General features: G+C 67.7%; 21 protein-coding genes and 1 tRNA gene. 18 read left to right on the top strand and 4 right to left on the bottom strand.

Annotated features, from left to right (window positions below; genetic code table 11):
- Nucleotides 1–237: 237 nt before the first annotated feature.
- Entirely contained in the window at nt 238–363 is a 126-nt protein-coding gene (locus ABFX81_RS14460) for a hypothetical protein (RefSeq protein ID WP_346138144.1), read from the bottom strand.
- Nucleotides 364–1,322: 959 nt separating this feature from the next.
- Here ABFX81_RS14460 and ABFX81_RS14455 point away from each other — a divergent pair.
- A complete protein-coding gene (locus ABFX81_RS14455) occupies nt 1,323–2,462 on the top strand; it encodes a hypothetical protein (RefSeq protein ID WP_346138143.1) in 1,140 nt (379 codons plus the stop codon).
- Nucleotides 2,463–2,690: 228 nt separating this feature from the next.
- Here ABFX81_RS14455 and ABFX81_RS14450 read toward each other — a convergent pair whose 3' ends face one another.
- On the bottom strand, nt 2,691–4,064 hold the full coding sequence (locus ABFX81_RS14450) for a reverse transcriptase domain-containing protein (RefSeq protein ID WP_346138142.1): 1,374 nt from the start codon (nt 4,062–4,064) through the stop codon (nt 2,691–2,693).
- An 821-nt stretch (nt 4,065–4,885) separates the two neighbouring features.
- Between ABFX81_RS14450 and ABFX81_RS14445 the strand changes: the two genes are divergently transcribed.
- Nucleotides 4,886–5,680, top strand: coding sequence for an NUDIX domain-containing protein (locus tag ABFX81_RS14445; RefSeq protein WP_086844782.1), 795 nt, complete (start codon nt 4,886–4,888; stop codon nt 5,678–5,680).
- Here the strand turns inward: ABFX81_RS14445 and ABFX81_RS14440 are convergent.
- Nucleotides 5,664–6,797, bottom strand: coding sequence for an NsdA family TPR-like regulatory protein (locus ABFX81_RS14440; protein WP_086844780.1), 1,134 nt, complete (start codon nt 6,795–6,797; stop codon nt 5,664–5,666). The two genes, ABFX81_RS14445 and ABFX81_RS14440, sit on opposite strands and share 17 nt — an antisense overlap.
- Before the next feature lie 332 nt (nt 6,798–7,129).
- Between ABFX81_RS14440 and ABFX81_RS14435 the strand changes: the two genes are divergently transcribed.
- The 11 genes from ABFX81_RS14435 (at nt 7,130) to ABFX81_RS14385 (ending at nt 13,726) form a co-directional block, all read left to right on the top strand.
- Nucleotides 7,130–7,483: an SCO3933 family regulatory protein gene (locus ABFX81_RS14435; protein WP_030835946.1), complete on the top strand. Its 354-nt coding sequence runs from the start codon at nt 7,130–7,132 to the stop codon at nt 7,481–7,483.
- Nucleotides 7,484–7,485: 2 nt separating this feature from the next.
- Nucleotides 7,486–8,841, top strand: coding sequence for an FtsK/SpoIIIE domain-containing protein (locus ABFX81_RS14430; RefSeq protein WP_086844778.1), 1,356 nt, complete (start codon nt 7,486–7,488; stop codon nt 8,839–8,841).
- 81 nt (nt 8,842–8,922) lie between these two features.
- A complete protein-coding gene (locus ABFX81_RS14425) occupies nt 8,923–9,588 on the top strand; it encodes a DUF2637 domain-containing protein (RefSeq protein WP_086844776.1) in 666 nt (221 codons plus the stop codon).
- Nucleotides 9,589–9,607: 19 nt separating this feature from the next.
- Entirely contained in the window at nt 9,608–9,802 is a 195-nt protein-coding gene (locus tag ABFX81_RS14420) for a hypothetical protein (protein WP_346138141.1), read from the top strand.
- A gap of 1 nt (nt 9,803) precedes the next feature.
- Nucleotides 9,804–9,995: a mobile element transfer protein gene (locus ABFX81_RS14415; protein WP_346138140.1), complete on the top strand. Its 192-nt coding sequence runs from the start codon at nt 9,804–9,806 to the stop codon at nt 9,993–9,995.
- Between the two features lie 13 nt (nt 9,996–10,008).
- Nucleotides 10,009–10,164: a hypothetical protein gene (locus tag ABFX81_RS14410; RefSeq protein ID WP_104779910.1), complete on the top strand. Its 156-nt coding sequence runs from the start codon at nt 10,009–10,011 to the stop codon at nt 10,162–10,164.
- 25 nt (nt 10,165–10,189) lie between these two features.
- Nucleotides 10,190–10,510 carry a SpdD-like protein gene (locus ABFX81_RS14405; RefSeq protein WP_346138139.1) on the top strand — a complete coding sequence of 107 codons (321 nt, stop codon included), beginning with the start codon at nt 10,190–10,192 and terminating at the stop codon, nt 10,508–10,510.
- 88 nt (nt 10,511–10,598) lie between these two features.
- Complete coding sequence (locus tag ABFX81_RS14400) at nt 10,599–10,784, top strand: hypothetical protein (protein ID WP_086854611.1); 186 nt, start codon at nt 10,599–10,601, stop codon at nt 10,782–10,784.
- Nucleotides 10,777–12,141: a replication initiator protein RepSA gene (repSA, locus tag ABFX81_RS14395; protein WP_086854612.1), complete on the top strand. Its 1,365-nt coding sequence runs from the start codon at nt 10,777–10,779 to the stop codon at nt 12,139–12,141. The genes ABFX81_RS14400 and repSA overlap by 8 nt, the downstream gene beginning before the upstream one ends.
- Entirely contained in the window at nt 12,138–12,335 is a 198-nt protein-coding gene (locus ABFX81_RS14390) for a helix-turn-helix domain-containing protein (protein ID WP_086854613.1), read from the top strand. Before repSA ends, ABFX81_RS14390 begins: the two co-directional genes overlap by 4 nt.
- Nucleotides 12,335–13,726, top strand: a complete 1,392-nt coding sequence (locus tag ABFX81_RS14385; RefSeq protein WP_086854614.1) for a mobile element protein — start codon at nt 12,335–12,337, stop codon at nt 13,724–13,726. Before ABFX81_RS14390 ends, ABFX81_RS14385 begins: the two co-directional genes overlap by 1 nt.
- Nucleotides 13,727–13,907: 181 nt before the next feature.
- On the opposite strand, the gene ABFX81_RS14380 is transcribed toward ABFX81_RS14385, so the two are convergent.
- Nucleotides 13,908–13,980 (bottom strand) — tRNA-Arg (locus ABFX81_RS14380).
- Nucleotides 13,981–14,300: 320 nt separating this feature from the next.
- Between ABFX81_RS14380 and ABFX81_RS14375 the strand changes: the two genes are divergently transcribed.
- The 5 genes from ABFX81_RS14375 to ABFX81_RS14355 all read left to right on the top strand — a co-directional run bounded on the left by ABFX81_RS14375 (nt 14,301) and on the right by ABFX81_RS14355 (nt 20,814).
- On the top strand, nt 14,301–15,908 hold the full coding sequence (locus ABFX81_RS14375) for a dynamin family protein (protein WP_086854615.1): 1,608 nt from the start codon (nt 14,301–14,303) through the stop codon (nt 15,906–15,908).
- 3 nt (nt 15,909–15,911) lie between these two features.
- Nucleotides 15,912–17,879, top strand: coding sequence for a GTPase (locus tag ABFX81_RS14370; protein ID WP_346138137.1), 1,968 nt, complete (start codon nt 15,912–15,914; stop codon nt 17,877–17,879).
- Between the two features lie 259 nt (nt 17,880–18,138).
- Nucleotides 18,139–18,627, top strand: coding sequence for a single-stranded DNA-binding protein (locus ABFX81_RS14365; RefSeq protein WP_086853297.1), 489 nt, complete (start codon nt 18,139–18,141; stop codon nt 18,625–18,627).
- Nucleotides 18,628–18,906: 279 nt separating this feature from the next.
- Nucleotides 18,907–20,316: a Cys-Gln thioester bond-forming surface protein gene (locus tag ABFX81_RS14360; protein WP_086853294.1), complete on the top strand. Its 1,410-nt coding sequence runs from the start codon at nt 18,907–18,909 to the stop codon at nt 20,314–20,316.
- A 57-nt stretch (nt 20,317–20,373) separates the two neighbouring features.
- Nucleotides 20,374–20,814, top strand: a complete 441-nt coding sequence (locus ABFX81_RS14355) for a GNAT family N-acetyltransferase (protein WP_086853292.1) — start codon at nt 20,374–20,376, stop codon at nt 20,812–20,814.
- The last annotated feature ends 84 nt before the right edge of the window (nt 20,815–20,898 follow it).

The following is a 20,898-nucleotide window of genomic DNA, read 5'->3' as shown; positions in this document are numbered from 1 at the left end:
GAGATAGACGATTGCGCCAACATCGGTTTTCTGCAAAGTGGAGCAATTAACGCTGACGATGAAGTCTTCAAGTCTGTTTGGTTTCATCGGGTGTCCATCTGGCTGACGGTGGCTATGAGTGGCGGCCCGAGACCTAGCTCATCCGAAACCCACATGCGCGCATCGCGCTCCCTGAATGGATCGCGGAGCAGGTAGAGCGCTTCAGGCCTTGACCGGTCGCTCCTGCCCATCATCGGGCTAGGTCATCGTGCCGCCGGCGCGGGCGACCACATATGTCTTCTTGCCCTGGGTCCTGCCGGGGATCTTGGTGAGCTGGGTTTTTGCTGTCAAGGGCGGTGGGCGCGTGGGCCTGGTGGTCGTCATTGGCCACTGTTGAGCGACCTCGGACGGCCCAGGGACGGCCCAGCCTTCCGCTCATCGGCCCGCCTGGGAGGCGGTGCCGTTGGTTGCTGTGGCTCTCTGGTGCGACCGCATTGCGGTTCGCAGAGATTCGAGTTCGGTTCGGGGAAAACGGTCGGCCCTGGCCTCTGTCTCCCCGTGATCATCAGCGACTTTGACGCTCGCCCAGCCGTGATTGCCAACGTCCATGTGATCGCTAGAGACGACATCTCCCCCTCCTCCGGGGTGACTCTATGAACTCAGATGCCGTGCGGCCGAGCCATCAGCTTGGGAAGCTCGGGTCTCTAGGTGGCCGTTGCTGCGCCGACCTGCGGTTGAGCGGGGGTTGGAGTTTCTGACCGCTCCCAGGGCAAGTTCCGGCGGTTCCCCGTGGTGCCCCGCAGTATCTGGCACGCGAATGGCACGGCCCTTCGCCTCGGCCACCCCTCGGCGGAGCAGGTCCCCCGGCGGGGGCCTAGTGCATCCTCAGTTCAGCTACAACTGATCACCAGTTGCCGTGGCGTGCGGTCGCAAAACGATCAATGTCCTGACTAGCAATGCAGGCCGCTGCGCTGGCTCAACTGCTCAGGTCGATGTCTTCGGGCGAGTCGCCACCCCGGGAGTGCGTCGGCCGCCAGGGTCTTTCCTGCAGGCAGGTCGCCCCGACATCGCGGCGGTAAATGACGCGTTTCGAGCCGCACACGGCAATCCGCCATGGCGACCCTGGGCGCCCTTGGGGCTTGAATTGGCCGCGAAGCTGCTTGACCGCCTCCGAGGCAGGCCCTCAGGGGCGAACAGCGAGTACTTGCACCATCGCGCACCAAGATCGCTTGATAGCAGACTAGGGCCTTGCTGGGCCTGACTTGCGACTGACAGGTATGGAATTAGAATTACTCAAAGGGGTGCAAGGAGCAACACGCCAGTTGCGTAGTGGGGTGTTGGCCGTGCGTAGTGACCAGGAGAAGCGCGAGCGCCAGGAGAAGCGCGAGAAGCGCGAGCGCAAGAAGCGCGAGCGCCAGGAGAAGCGTGCCCTCAAGAAGCGTGCCCGCAAGCGGCGCGACCGAAAGAAGACGATCGTCCGGAGCATTCTTTGGGCTTTCACCGTGGTTGGCCTTGCCCTAATAGTCGGCATGCATGTTAATCACACAGTCGAGGAACGTTGGTACGCATCCCTACTCGGCTCTATTGGCGAAGCCATGTTCATTGCTGGCGCTCTCGGCCTTACTGTGGACGGCCTACTCAAAGCCCAATTGGTTCGGGAGATTGCCGCTAAAGCCCTTCGAAATTCCTGGGGGGTCAATGCGCCGCAGGACTACATAGAGAAACTGAGCGAGTCGCTTGGTAAATACAAAGGGGTCACCCTGGTCACGGAATTGAGAGTCAACCTTGAATGGCATGACGACCGGCATACCATTATCAAAACGACCTATGAAACCCGAAGCGTTAAGCAGAATATATCGGACTATGAATGGAAGCCCTCTCTCCCGTGGCTTCCTCCTTCGATTGAAGGGGGGCCAACAAGCGCACTGCAGGGCTTGGAATTCACGATCCGAAACCCACCTCAAGGCTTGCGCGCCCCCGTCGAATTCCACAAACGGTGGAGAGCCGGCGATCTGGCCGACTTCATTAGGGAAATAGATGGCGGTGTCGGCCTAGGGGATGATTTCAAAGAGCGTCACTGGATCCCACATATCGTACCGAGCGGCACTTGTGAAGCGCGATGCGAAGCTGTCGGGTACCGGAATGTCGATGACATAATTCCCTTGTGGAGCAATGCTCCCGCCCTCTCATGGATTCTGGAAATCGAGGGATCGGCATTGGGTGACCTAGAAATTCGGGCCGCCATTGGAACTGAAGACTTGCAACTAACCGACTCCATCCCCATGCGCGGCGAGCACGGATTTACTCACGCGGGAGCCACAATGCGGGTGACTTGGAATCGGAAGCAGGCTGGTGCTCCCGAGGAAGCGGATAGCGGCCAAGCAACACACGCCGAAACTGCTTCGCCGCAAGGTCGACCAGTACCGGATACCATCACTCGCCGTACCAACGCTGCCCGCGGCGCGGATACCCCGAGAACATAACCCATCCAGTGTGGCAGATCATCGCCGGGAGCCCAGGCCGGAGCGGGGTGGGGGTGGTCACCTGTGGTGCCGACTGTCAGCGGCGGTCGGCCTAGAGGCGGCCCAGCCCTGGTCCGAGTACGCCGTGATCACCGCCATCCCAATCGCTATGGAACTACCAGCAGCCTTCCGTTCACCCAGCCCACGTAACGTGAGCCGGCCAATCCAGGAACGCCGCAGTCCTGGCCGCTAACCGGAAGCAACCGAGTCATAGTCCGCAGAGACTTTGGGAGCCGCATAGTTGTTGGCTTCCAACCATTCCCGAGTCACTACGTTGCTGGCATCCTGCTTGATGGTACGCGAAATCAACAACCTCTCATCTCGCGCATTCATTAGAGCCAGAGAATAGACTCGCTGGAAAATAGGTCGCGCCTCATCATCCAGGCGTCGACGAATGATGTCCTTGGTTGCGGTGGGGTCAATCTGAGCCAAGCGTTGGGCCGCCACCGAGATTTGATGCAGGTCAGAACCCTTTTCCAGCCATTCCGCCATCACTTCTCGATATACTGGCAGCCGATTGGAACTGGGGATAGCCAAGGCGAACTGGGCAGACGACCAGTGGATTGCCGCCCATTCGGTTGCACGGTAGCCACTGTACCAATCACAGTAGGCATCCATTCTACGCGAATCTTCCTTAACGGCATCGCGGAAGTACCTGCCTAGCGCGTCTGCAACGTGGGAGAGCTTCTCCGCAAACTCAAGCCATCGGTCAAAATTCCCGTATTCCTTATGCTTTCTGAGAGTCTTCAGGATCACTTTGATCGTGGCAGAAGATTGACTAAACGGCCTTTCTAGAGCTGCACCCTCTAGCTTCCTGAGCCATTCGATGTCCATCTCCTCGACCGCGGCTTCAACGACATCGGATCCATTCTCCAGTATCTGAATCCTCTTCTTCACCGGGATCGGCACTTCTTGAAGGCCTTCTAGTAGAACATCCTGTCGGATCTCTTTAAGTCGACCCAGGCGACTCTTCGAGGCGTTGGCCTCAAGACCCAACTCTCGAACGCGAGACTGGAAGTCAAGGAAGAATTTATAGAGCGTCGCCTCTTCTCCGGTTACGTAAATATCATCCATCCACCTGACTGCCCCTGTTAGTTGACCTGAAGACAACCTCTGTGAAATCAGGTTGTCGAGTGGGGCCATGTATCGGTTCGCCAGGATGGCGGATGGCCAACTTCGCTGAGGAAGTCCATTTCTGGATGCAAGCTCGTGATGAGATCGGACAATCTTTTCAATTAGGCGCGCACCGGCAGAATCACCCGCCTCGGAATAGACGACATCTACCGCCTTGTTGACATCAATGGAAGCAAAGAAGGAGGTAATATCAGTCTGGAGTGCGTACCCTTCCATCAGTGCAGGGTCATGAAAGAATGAAGAATAATTCTTCCATTCGTCACCATTGCTGGCCAGTCTCTTCTCATTACGCAATCGCCAGCCGTAAACCCATTCGGGCAAATTGGCGTGAAGCTTTGAGGTTACCTGCGCGATAGCCGCCGCATAGGCAATCCTTACATCCAGCGACATCACTACGGCCGGACGTACGCCTAGGCGACTTTTCGGCACGACGGTAGGTTCGAACCTAGGCTCTCGCCGCAGAGTGATATTGCCGTCTCGGTGCACGATCTCCGACCATGGAAATTCCTGCGGACTTTTCATCACCCAAGACAGTTCGGGCCACCCCCAGGGGTCCCGGTACCAATCTCCGTACATTTCCGTCTGGCAGATGTCCGCAGCCTTCTTTGCGTCAAGTCCAAAGCTCATTAGTCCCCCTGACTTGCGCTACCGATATAATGTGCGCGATGACCTTGGGCATCGAGAATAACTTAGCGTACAGCGTCAGGGGCTCGACAGTGCTTTTCAGACTGTCGGCTCTGGTCGCAGGCTTCCGGTTAGGTCGGCGGAACGGCTTTGGGCTGGAGCTGCTTTGGGGCGAGTGATCATGGCCCCGTAAGCTTCCGGCGCGTCGGGCAGTCTGTGGACCTGCCCGTTAAAGCACGACGTTGGGGCCATGATCTTAGAGGCTCGCCCCAAAGTGGCTGCCTAAAGCCGTGGAGCCGACCGCCCCAGCCACAGAGGGTGTCTCCCACTTCATGCCCGCAACTCGCCAGCGCGCCGCCGGGCGCGGCCAGCCGGGGCGAAGACAGGAGGCAGGCCGCGCCGCAGAGGCGGCGCGCGCCCGCGCCGTGCGCGGGCCTTGATGAAGTAGGGAAAGTTCTACCGCGCTCTTGGCTGCTGATCTTGTCCGGTCCCGGGAGATGCTTGGCGCCGCTTGCCTCGGCTTGGCTGCTGATCGTCGACGTGGTCAGTGCCTACTCTTGAGAGTGGGCTCCGGGCTACGCTTGTGCCGGCCGACACAAGAGGACGACAGGGAGCGTGCTGACCGGATGGGACCCAAGTCGGAGCGGGTCTACCGCACGATTCGCGAGTGGATCGCGGCGGGACAGTACCCGCCAGGTTCCAAGCTCCCGTCTGAGCGGACTTTGTCGGACGAGCTGGCCATCGGCCGGACCGCGCTACGGCAGGTGCTCGCCAAGCTCGTTGCGGAGAGTGTGATTGAGGTACACGGCCGCAGCTCCTACCGGGTGCCGGATCGGTCTGTGACGACGCAGGCGCCGGCTGATGTTGAACCGTGGCAGATCCATGGCGAGCGGACTCTGTATGACAACCGCTGGGTGAAGCTCAGCCTCGTCGACGTCGAACCGCCAGGGGTCGAGCGCTTCGAGCACCATGTCGTGAAACTTCATCACGTGGCCATCGCGGCCGTGATCGACGACCAGGACCGTGTGCTGATGATGTGGCGCTACCGATTCGTGCCAGACTCGTTCGGGTGGGAGCTCCCGGGCGGCATCGTCGACGAGGGGGAGGACTCCTTGGAGGCGGCGCTGCGTGAGGTCGAGGAGGAGACTGGTTGGCGGCCGGATTCCTTGGAACACGTGGTCACGTATCAGCCCATGGTGGGCATGGTCGATTCGCCGCACGACATCTTCGTGGGCAAGGGCGCCAAGCTCGTTGGTGAGCCGTCCGATTTGGAGGAGGCCGGGCACATCGCCTGGGTGCCGCTCGCCGACATTCCTGGCCTCATGGCGCGGGGTGAACTAATGGGCTCCGGCACGCTCGTGGCTCTGCTCCATGTCCTCTCCGCACGAGGTGCTGGAGCTCCGCCTACAAACGCTGCGTGAGCTGTTCGACTCGACGCCGTTGGCGTACGGACCCGGTGCGGTTCGCTATCAAGCGGGCCTGGCGGAGGTGCTTGTGCGCCTGGTCGTACTCGCCGCGGGCTATGTGTGCCTGCGCCAGGTCGCAGCGCAGGCCTGCGGAGGCGCGTATGAAGGTCGGGTCGGAGGTCTCCAGGGCCGTGTAGAGGCTTTCTACCGCTTCTTCGTCGCCGATCAGGGCCAGTGCGTTACCGCGCCATCTGGCGAGGTGTCCGCCGTTGAGGAAGATGCTCAGCATGTCGGGGTCACGGGCTTCGTCACCCGAGGGCAGGGAGCGCGCCGCGCTCTCCAGTGCGCGCTTGCACTCGTCGGGCATACCCGCTCTGGCGCATATCTCGGCTTCTGCGGCGTACAGCCAGGCTGTGAGGCGTGGAGACATGGCCTTTCCGCCGAGTCGCTGGGCCTCGTGTATGAGCTGCACTGCCATGGGCGCGCGTCCGGCGTCGCAGAGGACGTAGGCCTGTTCGGCTGTAGCGTGTGCCAGGTACATCGGCTCTTCGGCCTCTTGGGCGGCTCGCTTGCCCAACTCGTAGTGCCGCCAGGCTCGCTCGATGGCTCCGACGTCAAGTGCTTGCCAGGCAGCCAGAGTCGCTGCTCCAGCCAAGGCGCGTGCGACTGGACGCCGAGTCTCGGGCAGGACGGCGAAGGTGAGAGCGTCCTCAAGCGTCGCAAGGTGGGCCGTCATCTGGTCGACCAGGCTTGCAGCGCCCATCTGCCGGTCCACGGTCCTGAGCAGTTCCGTTTGATCCATGAACGTGCTCACCATGGTCACGCTGATGCTGCGAGCCGCGTCGATACGTCCCATCAGGTCGTCGTACCCGTCGGTCGTGGCGGCAGGCACCAGCAATTCCGTCCGGCCCGCCAGCTCGTCGTCCGTGATGCCGAGCAGCGCTCGCAGTATCTTCGCGTAGCGGGCTGAGATGGAGCGCCGGCCGTTCTCCCACTCCGAGACGTACACGCGCAGGCTGGCTGTTGAAGCGACGTCGAGCATGTGTTGTCGCGCATAGCGCTCGATCTCCCGAACGAGCCGCTCTTGCGACCACTCCCGTGCGCTCCTTGCTGTCTTGAGTCCGTTCGTCACGTGGCGCCGCCCTGCCTGGATTACAGAGACTTCATTGCAGCATGCCTGAGATCACCGCAGGTCGGCAGGGGTTAACGCGTCAGGTGTTAACCCCTGTTGGCTACCGGGGCGTTGGCGGAGACGGTTCCCTAGAACCATCGCAGCAAGGCGAGTTGAGAAGCCGAAGCAGCGACAGCGCTTGACATCTGGTGCGCACCAGATGCAGCCTACTGGTGCGCACCAGTTGGGGCGCACTCCCCGCAGCTTTGCTGCATTCATCTGTCAATGCACGAGAGCGGCGACCCACCGCCAAGCAAGTACGCCGCCCCCGCCCCTCGCAAGGGAGTTCCATCATGCGTCAGATTCCCGTTGAGACGTCCGGCGCGACCGTGATGGTCGCCAAGGCCCCGCAGCCCAAGGTCCGTGACCGCCGTACCGGTGAGATCGCTATCGACGCCGACGGCGTCAAGCTGATGACCGTGGACGTGATGTTCGCGGCGAACGACGAGGTCGAGATCCTGTCCATCACCGTCCCGGAGCCCGGTATCTCCAGTGACCTGGCCATGGGCACCCCCGTAGCGCTGACGGGTCTGATCGCCCGGCCGTGGGAGAACGAGTTCAACGGCCAGAAGCGCCACGGGATCGCCTTCCGCGCGGTCGCCGTCACCTCGCTGGCCGCTACCGGTTCGGCCTCTGAGGCGGCCTGATCATGACCTGGTTCATGGTTGCTGTGGTTGTGGTCGTCGCCGCTGCGGGTCTCCTGCGGTGGCGGCGCCCCGCCCGGTACTGGCTGACCTTCGGCGTCGTCGTCGCCACGGTGCGGATCCTGGTCCGCTACGCCTCGGGCATGGATGCCTGCGGCCTGACGGTTCCGCCCTCGCGCTGGCGCCTGGCGCTGGCCCGGGTGGCCAACCGGCCGGTGCCGGACTCCCGTGTCCCGCGCATCCTGCGGCTGCGGCCCACCCGCACCGGCTTGGTCCTGCGTCTCAAGCTCCGACCGGGACAGGACGCCTTCGACGTCTCTGCCGCGACGGACCGGCTGCGCCACTCCTTCGGGATGTACGGCGTGACCTCCCGCGAAGTCCGCTCCGGTGTCGTTGAGGTGCGGATGACCGGTTACGACGTGCTCAAGCAGGTCCAGATGCCCGCCAAGACCGAGGAACGTCCGATGCGGGTTCCGGTCGCACTGCGGGAGGACGGCTCGGTGCATTACCGCGACTATCGCGCCGTTCCCCACGGGCTGACCCTGGGGGCCACGGAGTCCGGCAAGTCGGTCTACCAGCGCAACCTGGTGGCCGGGCTGGCCCCGATGGACGTGGCCCTGGTCGGCATCGACTGCAAGCAAGGCGTCGAGCTGTTCCCGCTGGCACGCCGGTTCTCCGCGCTGGCCGACAACCCGGACACCGCCCTGGAGCTGCTGGAAGCGCTGGTTGAGCACATGGGGGAGGTCTACCAACTGATCCGCGCTGAGCAGCGCATCAGTGTCGCGGTGCCGGATGCGGAGATCGCCGCCGACATCTGGGACCTGCCCGACGACATCCGACCCGTCCCGGTCGTGGTTCTGGTCGACGAGGTCGCCGAACTCGCTCTGTTCGCCAGCAGGGAGGAGGAGAAGCGCCGGGACCGGATCATCACTGCCCTGGTTCGTCTCGCCCAGCTCGGCCGCGCGGCTGGCATCTATCTGGAGATCTGCGGGCAGCGCTTCGGCTCCGAACTCGGCAAGGGCATCACCATGCTTCGTGCCCAGCTCACCGGCCGCACCGCGCACCGCGTCAACGACGAAACATCCGCCAACATGGCCTTCGGGGACATCTCCCCGGACGCCGTCCTGGCCGCGATCCAGATCCCCGCCGAGACACGCGGCATCGCGATCGCCGGTGACTCCACCGGGGGCTGGCACCGCATTCGCGCCCCGCACACTTCGTTGCGCCAGGCCGTGAACATCTGCAACAAGTACGCCGACCGCACCCCCGATGTGCCCGCCTTGGAGGCCTACCGGCCTGCGGTCGCCGTGCTGCCCTCGGCCCGGGTGCCGCTGTCCAAGACAGCCCCCGCCACGGCCTGACCTTCCCCGCTCCCCGGTCGGTGCGACCGCTTCGCGCCAGGTCCCTACCCCCGCCATGCCACATCACAGGAAGGAGCCGTGATGGCCCGCCCCGCTCTCCGCGTCGACGCGGTCCTGGTCCAGGCCGTCATTGCCGGGGCGCTGTCCTTCGCCCACCTGCACGACCTCGCCGCCGCTGCCGGACAGGACGGCTGGAAAGCCTGGGCCTACCCGATCAGCGTGGATCTGCTCCTGGTCGCCTCCTGGCGGCGGCTCCGTGCCGATGGCCCGTCCCGGCTGGCCTGGGGCTGGTTCATCGTCGCCCTGGTCGCCTCCCTCGGCGCCAACGTCACCACCGCCGGACTCCTCGACCTCGACCACGTCCCGGCGTGGCTGCGGATCCTGGTCGCCGCCTGGCCCGCCTTGGCCTTCATGGGCGGCACCCTCCTCGCCCACTCCGCACCGGAGCAGGTTCCGGATCCGCCGGCACCCATAGCCCCGGCCACCCAGCAGGACGAGATCGAACCAGAGCCCGAGCCTGAGCTGGTTCCGGCGATCGACGACACCCCGGCCCCTGCCGCCGCCGAGCCCGTCCCGCCCGTGCCCGCTACTGCTGTGCCGGTCCCGACCGCGCTGGTCGACCACGCCCGCAAGGTCGCCGACGACCACCGCACCCGCACCGGTACTCCGATCGACACCGACACCCTGCGCGCCCGCCTCGGCGTCCCGCCCCAGCTCGCCGACGCCATCGCCGCCCAACTCGCCTGACATCGACGGGAGACACGCCATGACCAGTGACCCGGCCGACCTGACCGCCGCAGACCACCTCGACGCCGCCCGCGAGATGGCCGCCGCGAACCGGCCCCTCCTCGCGCACCTGCTCGCCGAGGAAGCCGCCCGCCGCACCGCCGACCCGGCCACCGCCGCCGGTATCCGCGCCGCCTACCCCGACCCGGCCCTGACCCGAGAGGAGACCGACTGACATGCCCGTCCGCGACCACTTCCACTCCGTGATGCGCATCGGCCCCGTGCAGATCGGCACCCACCGCGACCGCCACGGCCAGACCAAATACGCCGCCGTGTGCACCGCCGACCGCTGCGGCTGGTCCGCCGACTACTCCAGCCAGTCCGCCGCCCAGCTCGCCGCCCGCACCCACCGCTGCCGCGTCCGTTAGGAGGCCCTCCGCCATGGAAGTACCGCTCTGGCTTGCCCTGCTCGTCGTCGGCTACCTCGGCGTCAAGCTCATCCGCCCGCCCGCCTGGCTCATCGCCGTCCTGCTGCTCGGCGGCTTCCTCCTCGCCGACAGCGTCCTCGCCCCAGCCATCGACACCTTCATCAAGTAGCCACCCCCGCAAGGGAGAACCGCTGATGTTCCGTCCGAAGATCCCGACCATGCCCACGCCGACCGGCCACGTCACGCCTTCCGTGGTCGAGCCGACCACCGTTGTCCCGGCCGCTCAGACCCCGCCGCCCGCTCCGGTGGCCCCGGCCCCCGCGCCTGCTCGGCCGACGGTGCAGCTCACCCCCGGCACCGCTCTCGCCCTCGTCGGCGGCGGTACCGCCGTGGTCCTGGTCGTCGGCGCCGTCCTGGTCTCCATGCTCCTGGCGGTCGCCACCACCGGCGCCTCGGTCGCCGTCTGCGCCGTCGTCCTGCGCTCGCTCCTCGCCTCGGAGACGAAGCGACGCTGACCGGCCCCCGGGCGGCCTCGATACCGCCAAGCATCCGCCGCCCGGGCGCCGTCCCTGTCCGATCTCACAACCGGAAGGAACGCCCAGCATGACGCACCCCACCACGCCGACGCCCCGCATCTGCCCCAACTGCGACGGCTTCGCCACCGCCGCCATCACCACCGGCAGCCGCGACCAGCACGGCCACCTGCCCACGCTCACCATCGCCTGCTGGGCCTGCAACGGCCAGGGCACCGTCCCCGCCCGCCGCGTCCAGGAGGGTGCACGTGCCTGACCTGCTCGACCCGACCACCCTCGGCGACCTGCTGAGGGTGGCTTCGGCCCCTGACTACCACCGCTGGCACGAGCAGATCCGCTGCACCGGCGGCTGCGCCGACCCCATTCACCTCACCGGCTGGACCCTCACTAAGGACAAGACCACTGGCGAGACCCTGCACCACTACTCCACCGCCAACGAGCCGGGCGGACGCCTTCGCGTCGCATGCGGCAACCGCCGCGCTTCGCGCTGCCCCTCCTGCGCCTGGACCTACGCGGGCGACACCTACCACCTCATCCGCGCGGGCCTGGCTGGCGACGACCGACGTGACATCCCCGCCACCGTCCGCGACCACCCGCGCGTCTTCGCCACGCTCACCGCCCCCTCATTCGGTCGCGTGCACAACCGGCCCGACCACGACGCATGCCGCTGCGGCACCCGCCACGCCCCGAACGCCCCGGAACTGGGCACCGCCCTGGACCCGGCGACGTACGACTACGCGGGTGCCGTGCTGTTCAACAACCATGCCGGGCAGCTCTGGCAGCGCTTCACCAACCGCCTCCGCCGCGAGATCGCCGCCCGCGCCGGCATCACCCAACGAGAGCTGAAAGAACGCGCCCGCCTCTCCTACGGCAAGGTCGCCGAGTTTCAGAAGCGCGGCGCCCTGCACTTCCATGCCGTGATCCGCATCGACGGCCCCGACGGACCCGAGACCACCCCGCCCTCCTGGGCCACCGTCGACCTCCTCGCCGACGCGATCCGAGCAGCAGCTGCGCACTCCTACACCTCGGTCTCCGTCCCCGCCGCCGACGACCAGCCCGCCCGCACCTTCCGCTGGGGCACCCAGCTCGACGTCCGGCCCGTGAAGGCCTTCGGCGACGGCTCCGACATCACCGAACAGGCAGTCGCCTCCTACGTGGCCAAGTACGCCACCAAAGCCGCCGAGAACACCGGCACCCTCGACCGCCGCATCGGCGAACTCGCCGAACTCGACCGCCACCAAGTTCCCGACCACACCCGCCGCCTCATCGAGGCCTGCAAAGTGCTCGACCCGCTCTACCCAGAACGGCGTCTGTGGGCCTGGGCTCACATGCTCGGCTTCCGCGGCCACTTCTCCAGCACGTCGCGCCGGTACTCCACCACCCTCGGCGCCCTCCGCCAGGCCCGCGCCGACTACCGCGCCGCCCAGGAACACGCCGCCCTCGGCCTGGAGGAACGCGAGCCCGACACCGTCCTGGTCCTCGCCGACTGGCAGTACGCCGGACACGGCCACACCCCCGGCGAATCCGCTCTCGCCGCCACCATCGCCCGCGACCTCCAACTCAATCGCGAAACCGCACGCGAAGCCTTGCTCAGCGAAGGGAGCAGTACATGACCACGGCCACCAGATCGCGCACCATGCTCACCCTGGCCGAAGTCTGCGAGGAGCTGGCCGTCTCGCGCTCCACCTTCTACGACTGGCGGGCCAAGCGTCGCGCACCGCGCTGCATCAAGCTCCCGAACGGCGACCTCAGAATCCGGCGGAGCGACCTCGACCACTGGCTTGACGACCGGGAGGACGCCGCCTGATGGAGACGACCTACGACGTCAAGGTCTACAAAATCCTCACCTACAAGGGAGCCCGAAAGACCACATACACCGTGCGCTGGGTGGTCGCGGGGAAGCGCTGGCGTGAGCCCTTCGGCACCGTCGCCCTCGCCGAGGGCTTCCGCTCCGAACTCATCCGGGCCACCGGAAAGGGCGAGGCGTTCGTCATCGCCACCGGACTCCCCGTGTCTCACCGCTCCAAGTCGGCTGCCATGACCTGGTACAAGTTCGCCGTCGAGTACGTGGATGCTCGCTGGGCACAACTCGGCGGCAACAGCCGTAAGAACATCGCCAAGACCCTGACGGCGACCACCATCGCGCTGCTGCGGGCCAAGCCCACCCAGTTCGCACCTGTGGCCGTGCGCACCGCCCTGCGTGAGTGGGCGTTCAACACCAACCGACGTCCCGACGCACCCCGAGACGTGGTGGCCATCCTCCGATGGGTGGAGCGGAACTCCCTGCCCGTCTCGGCCTGGGAGGACCCGGAGAAGGTCGACCAGGTCCTACGCGCCATCGACACGCGCCTAGATGGCAAGCAAGCGGCGGCCTGGTCCCGCAAGCGCAACCGCCGCATCCTCAATGTCGCCATGAAGTACGCGATCCGGCGGCGCATCCTACGAACCAACCCGCTTCCCAAGGGCAAGGAGTCGACGGCCGTCGTAAAGACCACGAACGCCGTGGACAAACGGTCCCTGCTTAACCCGGAGCAAGCGGCGGCCATCCTCGACTGGATACGGCGCCGGCCACGCGGCGGCGAGCGACTTCACGCCTTCTTCGCCACGTTGTACTACTGCGGTCCACGGCCCGAGGAAGCCGTAGCAATGCGCGTGGAGGACGTGACCCTGCCCGAGCCTGACGCCGACGACCAGTGGTGCGAGCTGCTGATCCACACCGCGACCCCCGAGGTCGGAAAGCAGTGGACAGACACGGGGGAGATCCACGAGCAACGCGACCTGAAAGGCCGTGCGGAGGGTGAGACCCGCACTGTCCCTGGACATCCCGCCCTGACCCGCATCCTTCGGCAGCACATCGAGGACGAACAGCTCAGGCCGGGTGACCTGCTGTTCCAAGGCGAGTCTGGAGGCATCCTCGCCGGTTCCGTCATCCGCCGGGCATGGCGCAGCGCGCGTAAGGCCGTACTGCCCCCGCACGTCTTCGAGTCGCCCACCGGACGGCGCGTCTACGACAACCGGAACACGCGCCTGACGAAGTGGCTGAACGACGGGATCCCACCCGCCCAGGTGGCCGACTGGGCCGGGAACAGTGTTGCCGTGCTCCTGGCGACCTACGCCCGATGCGTCGAGGGCCAGCTGCCCGACCTGAAGAGGCGGCTCGAAGCTGCTGGAGATCTCCCCGAGCGGCCGTCCGACTGACCTCGCGGCCCGCAGAAACTTCGACACGTATTCGACACGGCCACCCGCAAAAACCCGGTAACAGCCGGACAGCCCCGGAGCCCGCCCTTGATCATCGAGGGGGCGTCCGGGGCTTCGTGCTGTCGGCTGACACCCACCCTGACCAGCAAAAAGCCCTCCCCAAAGGGAGGGCGGAGACTTGCGCCCCCGGCAGGACTCGAACCTGCGGCCAAGCGCTTAGAAGGCGCCTGCTCTATCCACTGAGCTACGGGGGCCGGTGTGGTGGCCTCTGTCGTGGTGCCCTGGTGTGGGCCGATCCGTGACGTTGCCGGGGACAAGGATAGGGCTCCCGCGTCCTTGTCCCTGTTGCTTCGCCTCCGTGGCTCGATGTGGAGGTTCGGTGAAGCGGTCCTGATAATCGCAGGCAGGTACGAATCGTGCACCGCTTTTGGCGTCAGAGGCATCGGGTGTTGTGCACTCGTTATGCCTGGAGTGGGCCCGTGTCCCAGTAGTCCCTTCCATCCCTTGTGTTCCATCGGCGCGCAGACATGCTCATATGCTTCAGAATTCCCCCAAAGTTGGGCATTCTTCACATGTGGTGACCTTGGACGTACGGCCTCAGCTGCTCAACGCACTCTCCGCCCTGCGCGACCGTGTCGCCGCCGCACGCTTCCCGCTGCCCCTGGCGGGGGCCCCACGCGCGCGTGCCAGCCGCGACGAACTGCTCGCCCAGCTCGACGACTACTTGGTGCCCCGGCTGAAAGACCCCGAAGCGCCACTTCTGGCCGTCGTCGGGGGCTCCACCGGAGCTGGTAAGTCGACGCTGGTGAACTCCCTCGTGGGACGTCGGGTCAGCGAGGCCGGGGTGCTGCGGCCGACGACACGGACGCCCGTGCTGGTCTGCCACCCGGAGGACCATCACTGGTTCAGCGGGATGCGCGTGCTGCCCGATCTCACCCGTGTGTGGGTACCACAGCAGGACCCACCGGACGATCTGCTGCTCCCGGGCGAGAACCCCGCGCGCGTGATGCGCGTCGAGACCGCCGAGACGCTGCCGCCCGGCCTCGCCCTCCTCGACGCCCCCGACATCGACTCCCTGGTCTCCGACAACCGCGTCCTGGCCGCCGAGCTCATCTGCGCGGCCGACATCTGGATCATGGTCACCACGGCCGCCCGCTACGCCGACGCCGTGCCCTGGCACATGCTGCGCACCGCCAAGGAGTACGACGTCACCCTCGTCACCGTTCTGGACCGGGTGCCCCACCAGGTGGTCGCCGAGGTGTCGCGCCAGTACGGGGCCCTGCTCACCAAGGCCGGACTCGGGCAGGTGCCGCGGTTCACCGTGCCCGAACTGCCCGAGTCGGCCTGGGGCGGCGGTCTCCTGCCGGCCAGCGCCGTGGCCCAGCTGCGCACCTGGCTGGTCCACCAGGCCCAGGACCCGGCGGCTCGGCAGCAGGTCATGGCCCGCACCGCGCACGGCGTCCTCGACTCCCTCAAGTCCCGGATGCCCGAGCTGGCCGGCGCCGCCGCCGCGCAGTACGCCGCCGCGCTGCGGCTCACCACCGCCGTCGACGGGGCGTACGACAGCGAGCACACGCGCGTGCGGGGCCGTTTGCAGGCCGGGGCGGTGCTCGCCGGGGACGCCCTCAAGCGGTGGCGCGCCTTCCCCCTGGACTGCACCGCCGGCGAACTCCTCGACGCGCTCGTGGAGAGCCTGAGCACACTGCTGCTGTGCGCCGTCACCGCCGCCGACGAGCGCATCGACGACGCCTGGCGGCGCGAACCCGCGGCGGCCGCACCCGGGCTCGCCGACCGGGAACCCGCCGCGGAGAGCGCCGAGCACCGGATCGGTCTCGCCGTGCGGCGGTGGCGGCGGGAGCTCGAGGAGTACGCCGAGGACGAGGTGCGCGAGCTCGACCGGAATCTCGCGCCCGACCCCGAGCTGGTCGCCGCCCTGGTCGCCACCTCCCTGCTGGGCGGCCGCCGGGGACGGATGGCAGGGGAGAGTCTCGCCGAGCGGATCGGCGCCCACGGCGCGCTGCGCCTGCGCGACCGGGCCGGACGGCTGCTCGCCGAGCACGTCGACCGGGTCCTGCACGCCGAGCGCGAACGCCGGCTCGCCCCGCTCGACGCCCTCGACGTCCATCCGGAGCCCCAGGCCGAACTCATCGCCGCCCTGTCCGTACTGCAGAAGGAGAGGTGACCGGTGACCGCCGTCACTGACCAGGACCACACCGAGCGCGCCGACCAGCCGGGCGACGCGGGCAAGGCGGGAGTCTCCGAGAACCCATCGTCGAAGGCCCCCGAGAACGCCTCCGAGAACGCCTCCGAGAACGGCTCCGAGGGCGCGCCGGACGGCGACTCCTCCTCCCGTATGGATCCCCGTGCGGATCCCCGTGCGGATCCCCGTGCGGATCCCCGTGCGGAACCACGTGCGGATTCCCGTACGAATCCCCGCACGAATCCCCGCACGGACTCCTCCGGCGCCTGGGACGACGGCCTCATCGCACGGCGGGTCGACGAGACCACCGGAGGGAACCAGTACGCCGCAATGGACAGCCGTACCGCCGCCCCGCCGACGGTGTCCCCGCTGGTGTACGACAGGCCGCTGCGCTCCCGGCTGGAGGCGTTGCGCGAACTGGTGGGGCTCTCCCGTACCCGGCTCGACAGCAGGACGCTGGCGGAGGCGGGCCGGGTGCTCGACGAGGCGTCCGCGCGGCGCAGGCTCTCCGGGCAGCACACCGTCGTCGCCATCGCGGGCGCCACCGGCAGCGGCAAGTCACAGCTGTTCAACGCGCTCGCCGGGGTGGCCATCTCGGAAACCGGTGTGCGCCGGCCCACCACCGCGGCGCCCATCGCGTGCAGTTGGAGCGACGGAGCCGCGAGCCTCATCGAACGGCTCGGCATCCCGCCCCGGCTGCGCCGGCGTCCGCTGCCGACCGGGGACGGGGACTCCCAGCTGAGCGGACTCGTCCTCATCGACCTGCCCGACCACGACTCCGCTGCCGTACAGCACCGCGAGCACGTGGACCGCATCCTGGCGCTCGTCGACGCGGTCATCTGGGTCGTCGACCCGGAGAAGTACGCCGACGCCGTCCTCCACGAGCGCTATCTGCGGCCGATGGCGGCCCACGCGGAGGTCATGTTCGTCGTCCTCAACCAGATCGACCGGCTGCCCGGGGAGGCCGCCGAGCAGGTCCTCGACGATCTGCGGCGACTCCTCGACGAGGACGGCATCGCCCTCGGGGAGCACGGCGAACCGGGTACGACCGTGCTCGCGCTGTCCGGGCTCACCGGGGACGGTGTCGGAGAACTGCGTGAGGCGCTCGGCCAGTTCGTCGGGGAGCGCGCGGCGCCGGCCCGCCGTATCTCGGCCGACGTGGACATCGCGGCGGCCCGGCTGTGGCCCGTCTACGCCACGCAGCGCCGGACCGGGCTCAGCGAACAGGCCCGGGAGGAGTTCGCCGACCGGCTCGCGGACGCCGTGGGCGCCACGGCGGCGGGCGAGGCCGCCGAGCGCGCGTGGCTGCGCAACGCCAACCGCGCCTGCGGCACGCCCTGGCTGCGGTTGTGGCGCTGGTACCAGGACCGTGGCGAGCCCGCCACGGGGCGGCTCCCTTCGCGCACGCAGGCTGATGAGGAGGCCACCGCCCGGCAGCGGGTCGAGCAGGCGGTACGGACGGTGGCGGACCGGGCCTCGGCCGGTCTGCCCGTGCCCTGGGCGCAGGCGGTGCGCGAGGCGGCCGTCCGCGGCTCCCAGGGGCTGCCCGAAGCGCTGGACGAGCTGAGCGTGCGCGCGGGCGTGCCGACGGGGCGGCCGCCGCGGCCGGGGTGGTGGCCGATGGCCGTCCTGTCCCAGGCGTCCATGACCATCCTTCAGTTCCTGGGCGGTCTGTGGCTGCTGGGCCAGATCGTCGGGGTCATGTCGCCGAACCTGGGCGTGCCGGTGCTGCTGATGGTGATCGGCATCGTCGGCGGGCCGCTCATCGAGTGGGGCTGCCGGATGGCGGCGCGGGGGCCGGCGCGGCGCTACGGACTAGAAGCGGAACGCCGGTTGCGGGAGGCGGCGGCCGGGTGCGGGAGGGCGCGGGTGCTGGATCCGGTGGCGGCGGAGCTGTTGCGGTACCGGGAGGTTCGGGAGCAGTACGGGAGGGTGGTGGGGGCGGGGGGCTGACGCCGGGCCGGCGTCATTCGGAACTTGGCGTCCCTCGCTACTCCGCGTTCCCTCGCTACTCCGCGTTCCCTCGCCACTCCGCGTCCCTCGCCACTCCGCGTCACCCGCCCGGGTGGCGGCGTTGTCCACAGGCGGGCGGTGATCCACAGCGCTCAGCGGGCTCGGCCGGGCGGCGGCAGTCTGGCAGACACAGCCGTACGGGACGGGCCCGTACGCGTGTCGGCCCGGTGTCGCAGTCCGGGCGAGGGAGGGGTTCGCGATGAACGAGACGATGGTCTGCGCGGTCGGCAGGGTGGCGACACAGCCGGTGTACCGGGAGATGGCGTCCGGCCCGTCGGCGAGGTTCCGGCTGGCGGCAACCGCGCGTTACTGGGACCGCGAGAAGAACATGTGGACGGACGGGCACACCAACTTCTTCACGGTGTGGGCCAACCGGCAGCTCGCCACGAACACGGCGGCGTCGCTGACGGTGGGCGAGCCCGTGATCGTCCAGGGCAGGCTGAAGGTGCGGACCGATGTGCGCGAGGGGCAGAGCTGGACCTCCGCGGACATCGACGCGGTCGCGATCGGCCACGACCTGGCGTGGGGCACTTCGGCGTTCCGCCGCGCGGGCAAGCCGGAGACGGCGTCCGCCCCGACCCAGCCGGAACCCAACTGGGAGACAGCGCCCGGGGGTTCGCCGGACCGCATCCCGGATCCCATGGACGCCACCACCCAACAACCTCCCGAAGCCGCCGCGTTGACGTGAGGTCAATCACCCGACTGCCCGCCCGAACTGCGGCTTATCGGCGAGTGCGCACCGAAAGATCGGCGGTGGACTTGTCGATAAGCCCTGCTCACAAGGGGTCTTGGCGATAACGATTCCGAGTCGGATCGCTCGTCCGACCGTCTCACCGGCGAGCGGCGTCCGCGGCGTACCTAGGATGCCGGGCATGGCTCTCGGGGCTCTTGCGGCCTATGAGGCTTCTGATTCTGCAGGTGGGACCGTACCCCCCACATCGACGGGTCCTGCTCGAAGGGGAATTTGGTGTTTGCTTCGTTCTCTGCGGTGTTCGTACGCAGGCGAGGGGCTGCCCGCCTCGGTGCCGCGACGCTGGTGTCCGGGCTCGTCGCCGCGGGCGGGCTGGCCGGCGCCGGCCAAGCGACCGCTCAGGAGACCCCGCGGAGTCAGGGCGGAGCGACCGCGACGATAGCCGGGCTCAAGACGTTCGGCACCGCGGTGATACACGGCGCCAGCGGGGACCAGCAGGTGTCGGCGGGCCTGTTCGAGATGTCCGTCGAGGGCGGCGGCATGCTCCAGACGTACTGCGTCGACCTGCACAACCCGACGCAGCGGGACGCCAAGTACCACGAGACGCCCTGGAGCGGCACGTCCCTGGGCGCCAACAAGGACGCCGGCCGGATCCGCTGGATTCTTCAGAACTCCTACCCGCAGGTGAACGACCTCGCGGCGCTGGCCCGGAAGGCGGGCGTCCGCGGTGCGCTGACCGAGCAGGACGCGGCGGCCGGCACGCAGGTGGCGATCTGGCGTTACTCGGACGACGTGGCCGTCGACGCCCTCGACCCGCAGGCCGAGCAGCTCGCGGACTATCTGGAGAAGAACGCCCGGAGCCGGCCGGAGCCCCGGGCCTCGCTGACCCTCGACCCGCCGGCGGTCTCCGGCCGGCCGGGGGAGCGGCTGGGCCCGGTGACGGTGCGCACCGGCGCCCGCAGCGTGACGGTGAGCCCGCCCGCGGACGCCGCCACGAGCGGGCTCCGGATCGTCGACAAGCAGGGCAAGGCCGTCACCTCGACGTCCGACGGCGGACAGGTGTTCTTCGAGGTGCCCAAGGACACGACGGCCGGCACGGCGGAACTGACCGTGCAGGCCTCGACCACCGTGCCGGTCGGCCGTGCCTTCGCCTCCGAGAGCCGGAGCCAGACGCAGATCCTGGCCGGTTCCAGCGAGTCGACGGTGTCGGCGGCGGCTGCGGCGACCTGGGCGAAGGAGGGCCCGATCCCGGCACTGACGGCGGCGAAGAATTGCGCCGAGGGCGGTGTGGACATCATCGCGTCCAACAAGGGCGACGAGCCCTTCACCTTCGAACTGGCCGGGCTCGAGCACACCATCGCCGCGGGTGAGTCCCGTACGGTGACGGTCCCGCTCCAGGAGGACCAGGCGTACGACTTCACGATCCACGGCCCGGGCGGCTTCACCCAGCGCTTCACCGGCATGCTGGACTGTCAGATCCAGGGCGGTGAGACCGGCACGGCCACACAGACCCTCAGCGAGCCGAGCCCGGCCTCGGTGGGCGGCACGGCTTCGGACACCAACCTCGCCGAAACCGGCAGCTCCGGAGTCACCCCTCTCATCGCCGGCATCGCCATCGCCCTGGTCCTGATCGGCGGAACGACCCTGATCGTGCTCCGCCGCGGGGAGACGCCGACGGGGGACTGACGGTCACACTCCGCTGAAGGCCACTGCCCGGGCAGGCCCTCGCTCTACGCTCACCCCATGAAGATCACGACACGTGCGGCAGGCGAGGCGGATCTGGGGGCGTTGCTGGGCCTCTACGGCGAACTGAGCCCGGACGACGTGCCGTTGTCCCAGGGGGCCGCGGAGGCCGTCTGGGCGGCGATATCGGGGCAGCAGGGGCGGACCGTCCTGGTCGCCGAGGTGGAGGGTGTCGTGGCCGGGACGGTGGACTGTGTGGTGATGCCGAATCTCACCCGCGGTGGTCGGGCCATCCTGTTCGTGGAGAACGTGGTGGTGGCCGGCCGCTACCAGCGGCGGGGCGTCGGGCGTCGGCTGATGGAGGCGGCCGTGCGGCTGGGGGAGTCGGCGGGCTGCTACAAGGTGCAGTTGCTGGCGGCGGACGACGAGTACGTGCACGGCTTCTACGAAGCGTGCGGCTTCAAAGCGCTGGCGCAAGGGTTTCGCCGCTACGTGGAGTAGCTGTGCGCATTCCAGGGGAACCGAACCGATTCCCCTGACGTGTTTCTGGGCAAGGGGTGGTGCCTCGCGCTGCGATCAGATCAA

Source organism: Streptomyces coeruleofuscus (assembly GCF_039532725.1).
Taxonomy (GTDB): Bacteria; Actinomycetota; Actinomycetes; order Streptomycetales; family Streptomycetaceae; genus Streptomyces; species Streptomyces coeruleofuscus.
Note: the sequence above shows the minus strand (reverse complement) of the source record. Positions and strands in the feature narration are given on the sequence as shown.

Bases quoted from the DNA above. Each gene is read 5' to 3' on its own strand.
- ABFX81_RS14365 (WP_086853297.1), top strand. From the start codon at position 18,139: ATGAACGAGACGATGGTCTGCGCGGTCGGCAGGGTGGCGACACAGCCG.
- ABFX81_RS14400 (WP_086854611.1), top strand. From the start codon at position 10,599: ATGACGCACCCCACCACGCCGACGCCCCGCATCTGCCCCAACTGCGAC.
- ABFX81_RS14405 (WP_346138139.1), top strand. From the start codon at position 10,190: ATGTTCCGTCCGAAGATCCCGACCATGCCCACGCCGACCGGCCACGTC.
- ABFX81_RS14355 (WP_086853292.1), top strand. From the start codon at position 20,374: ATGAAGATCACGACACGTGCGGCAGGCGAGGCGGATCTGGGGGCGTTG.
- ABFX81_RS14410 (WP_104779910.1), top strand. From the start codon at position 10,009: ATGGAAGTACCGCTCTGGCTTGCCCTGCTCGTCGTCGGCTACCTCGGC.
- ABFX81_RS14425 (WP_086844776.1), top strand. From the start codon at position 8,923: ATGGCCCGCCCCGCTCTCCGCGTCGACGCGGTCCTGGTCCAGGCCGTC.
- ABFX81_RS14435 (WP_030835946.1), top strand. From the start codon at position 7,130: ATGCGTCAGATTCCCGTTGAGACGTCCGGCGCGACCGTGATGGTCGCC.
- ABFX81_RS14460 (WP_346138144.1), bottom strand. From the start codon at position 363: ATGACGACCACCAGGCCCACGCGCCCACCGCCCTTGACAGCAAAAACC.
- ABFX81_RS14420 (WP_346138141.1), top strand. From the start codon at position 9,608: ATGACCAGTGACCCGGCCGACCTGACCGCCGCAGACCACCTCGACGCC.
- ABFX81_RS14430 (WP_086844778.1), top strand. From the start codon at position 7,486: ATGACCTGGTTCATGGTTGCTGTGGTTGTGGTCGTCGCCGCTGCGGGT.
- ABFX81_RS14445 (WP_086844782.1), top strand. From the start codon at position 4,886: ATGGGACCCAAGTCGGAGCGGGTCTACCGCACGATTCGCGAGTGGATC.
- ABFX81_RS14385 (WP_086854614.1), top strand. From the start codon at position 12,335: ATGGAGACGACCTACGACGTCAAGGTCTACAAAATCCTCACCTACAAG.
- ABFX81_RS14415 (WP_346138140.1), top strand. From the start codon at position 9,804: ATGCCCGTCCGCGACCACTTCCACTCCGTGATGCGCATCGGCCCCGTG.
- ABFX81_RS14390 (WP_086854613.1), top strand. From the start codon at position 12,138: ATGACCACGGCCACCAGATCGCGCACCATGCTCACCCTGGCCGAAGTC.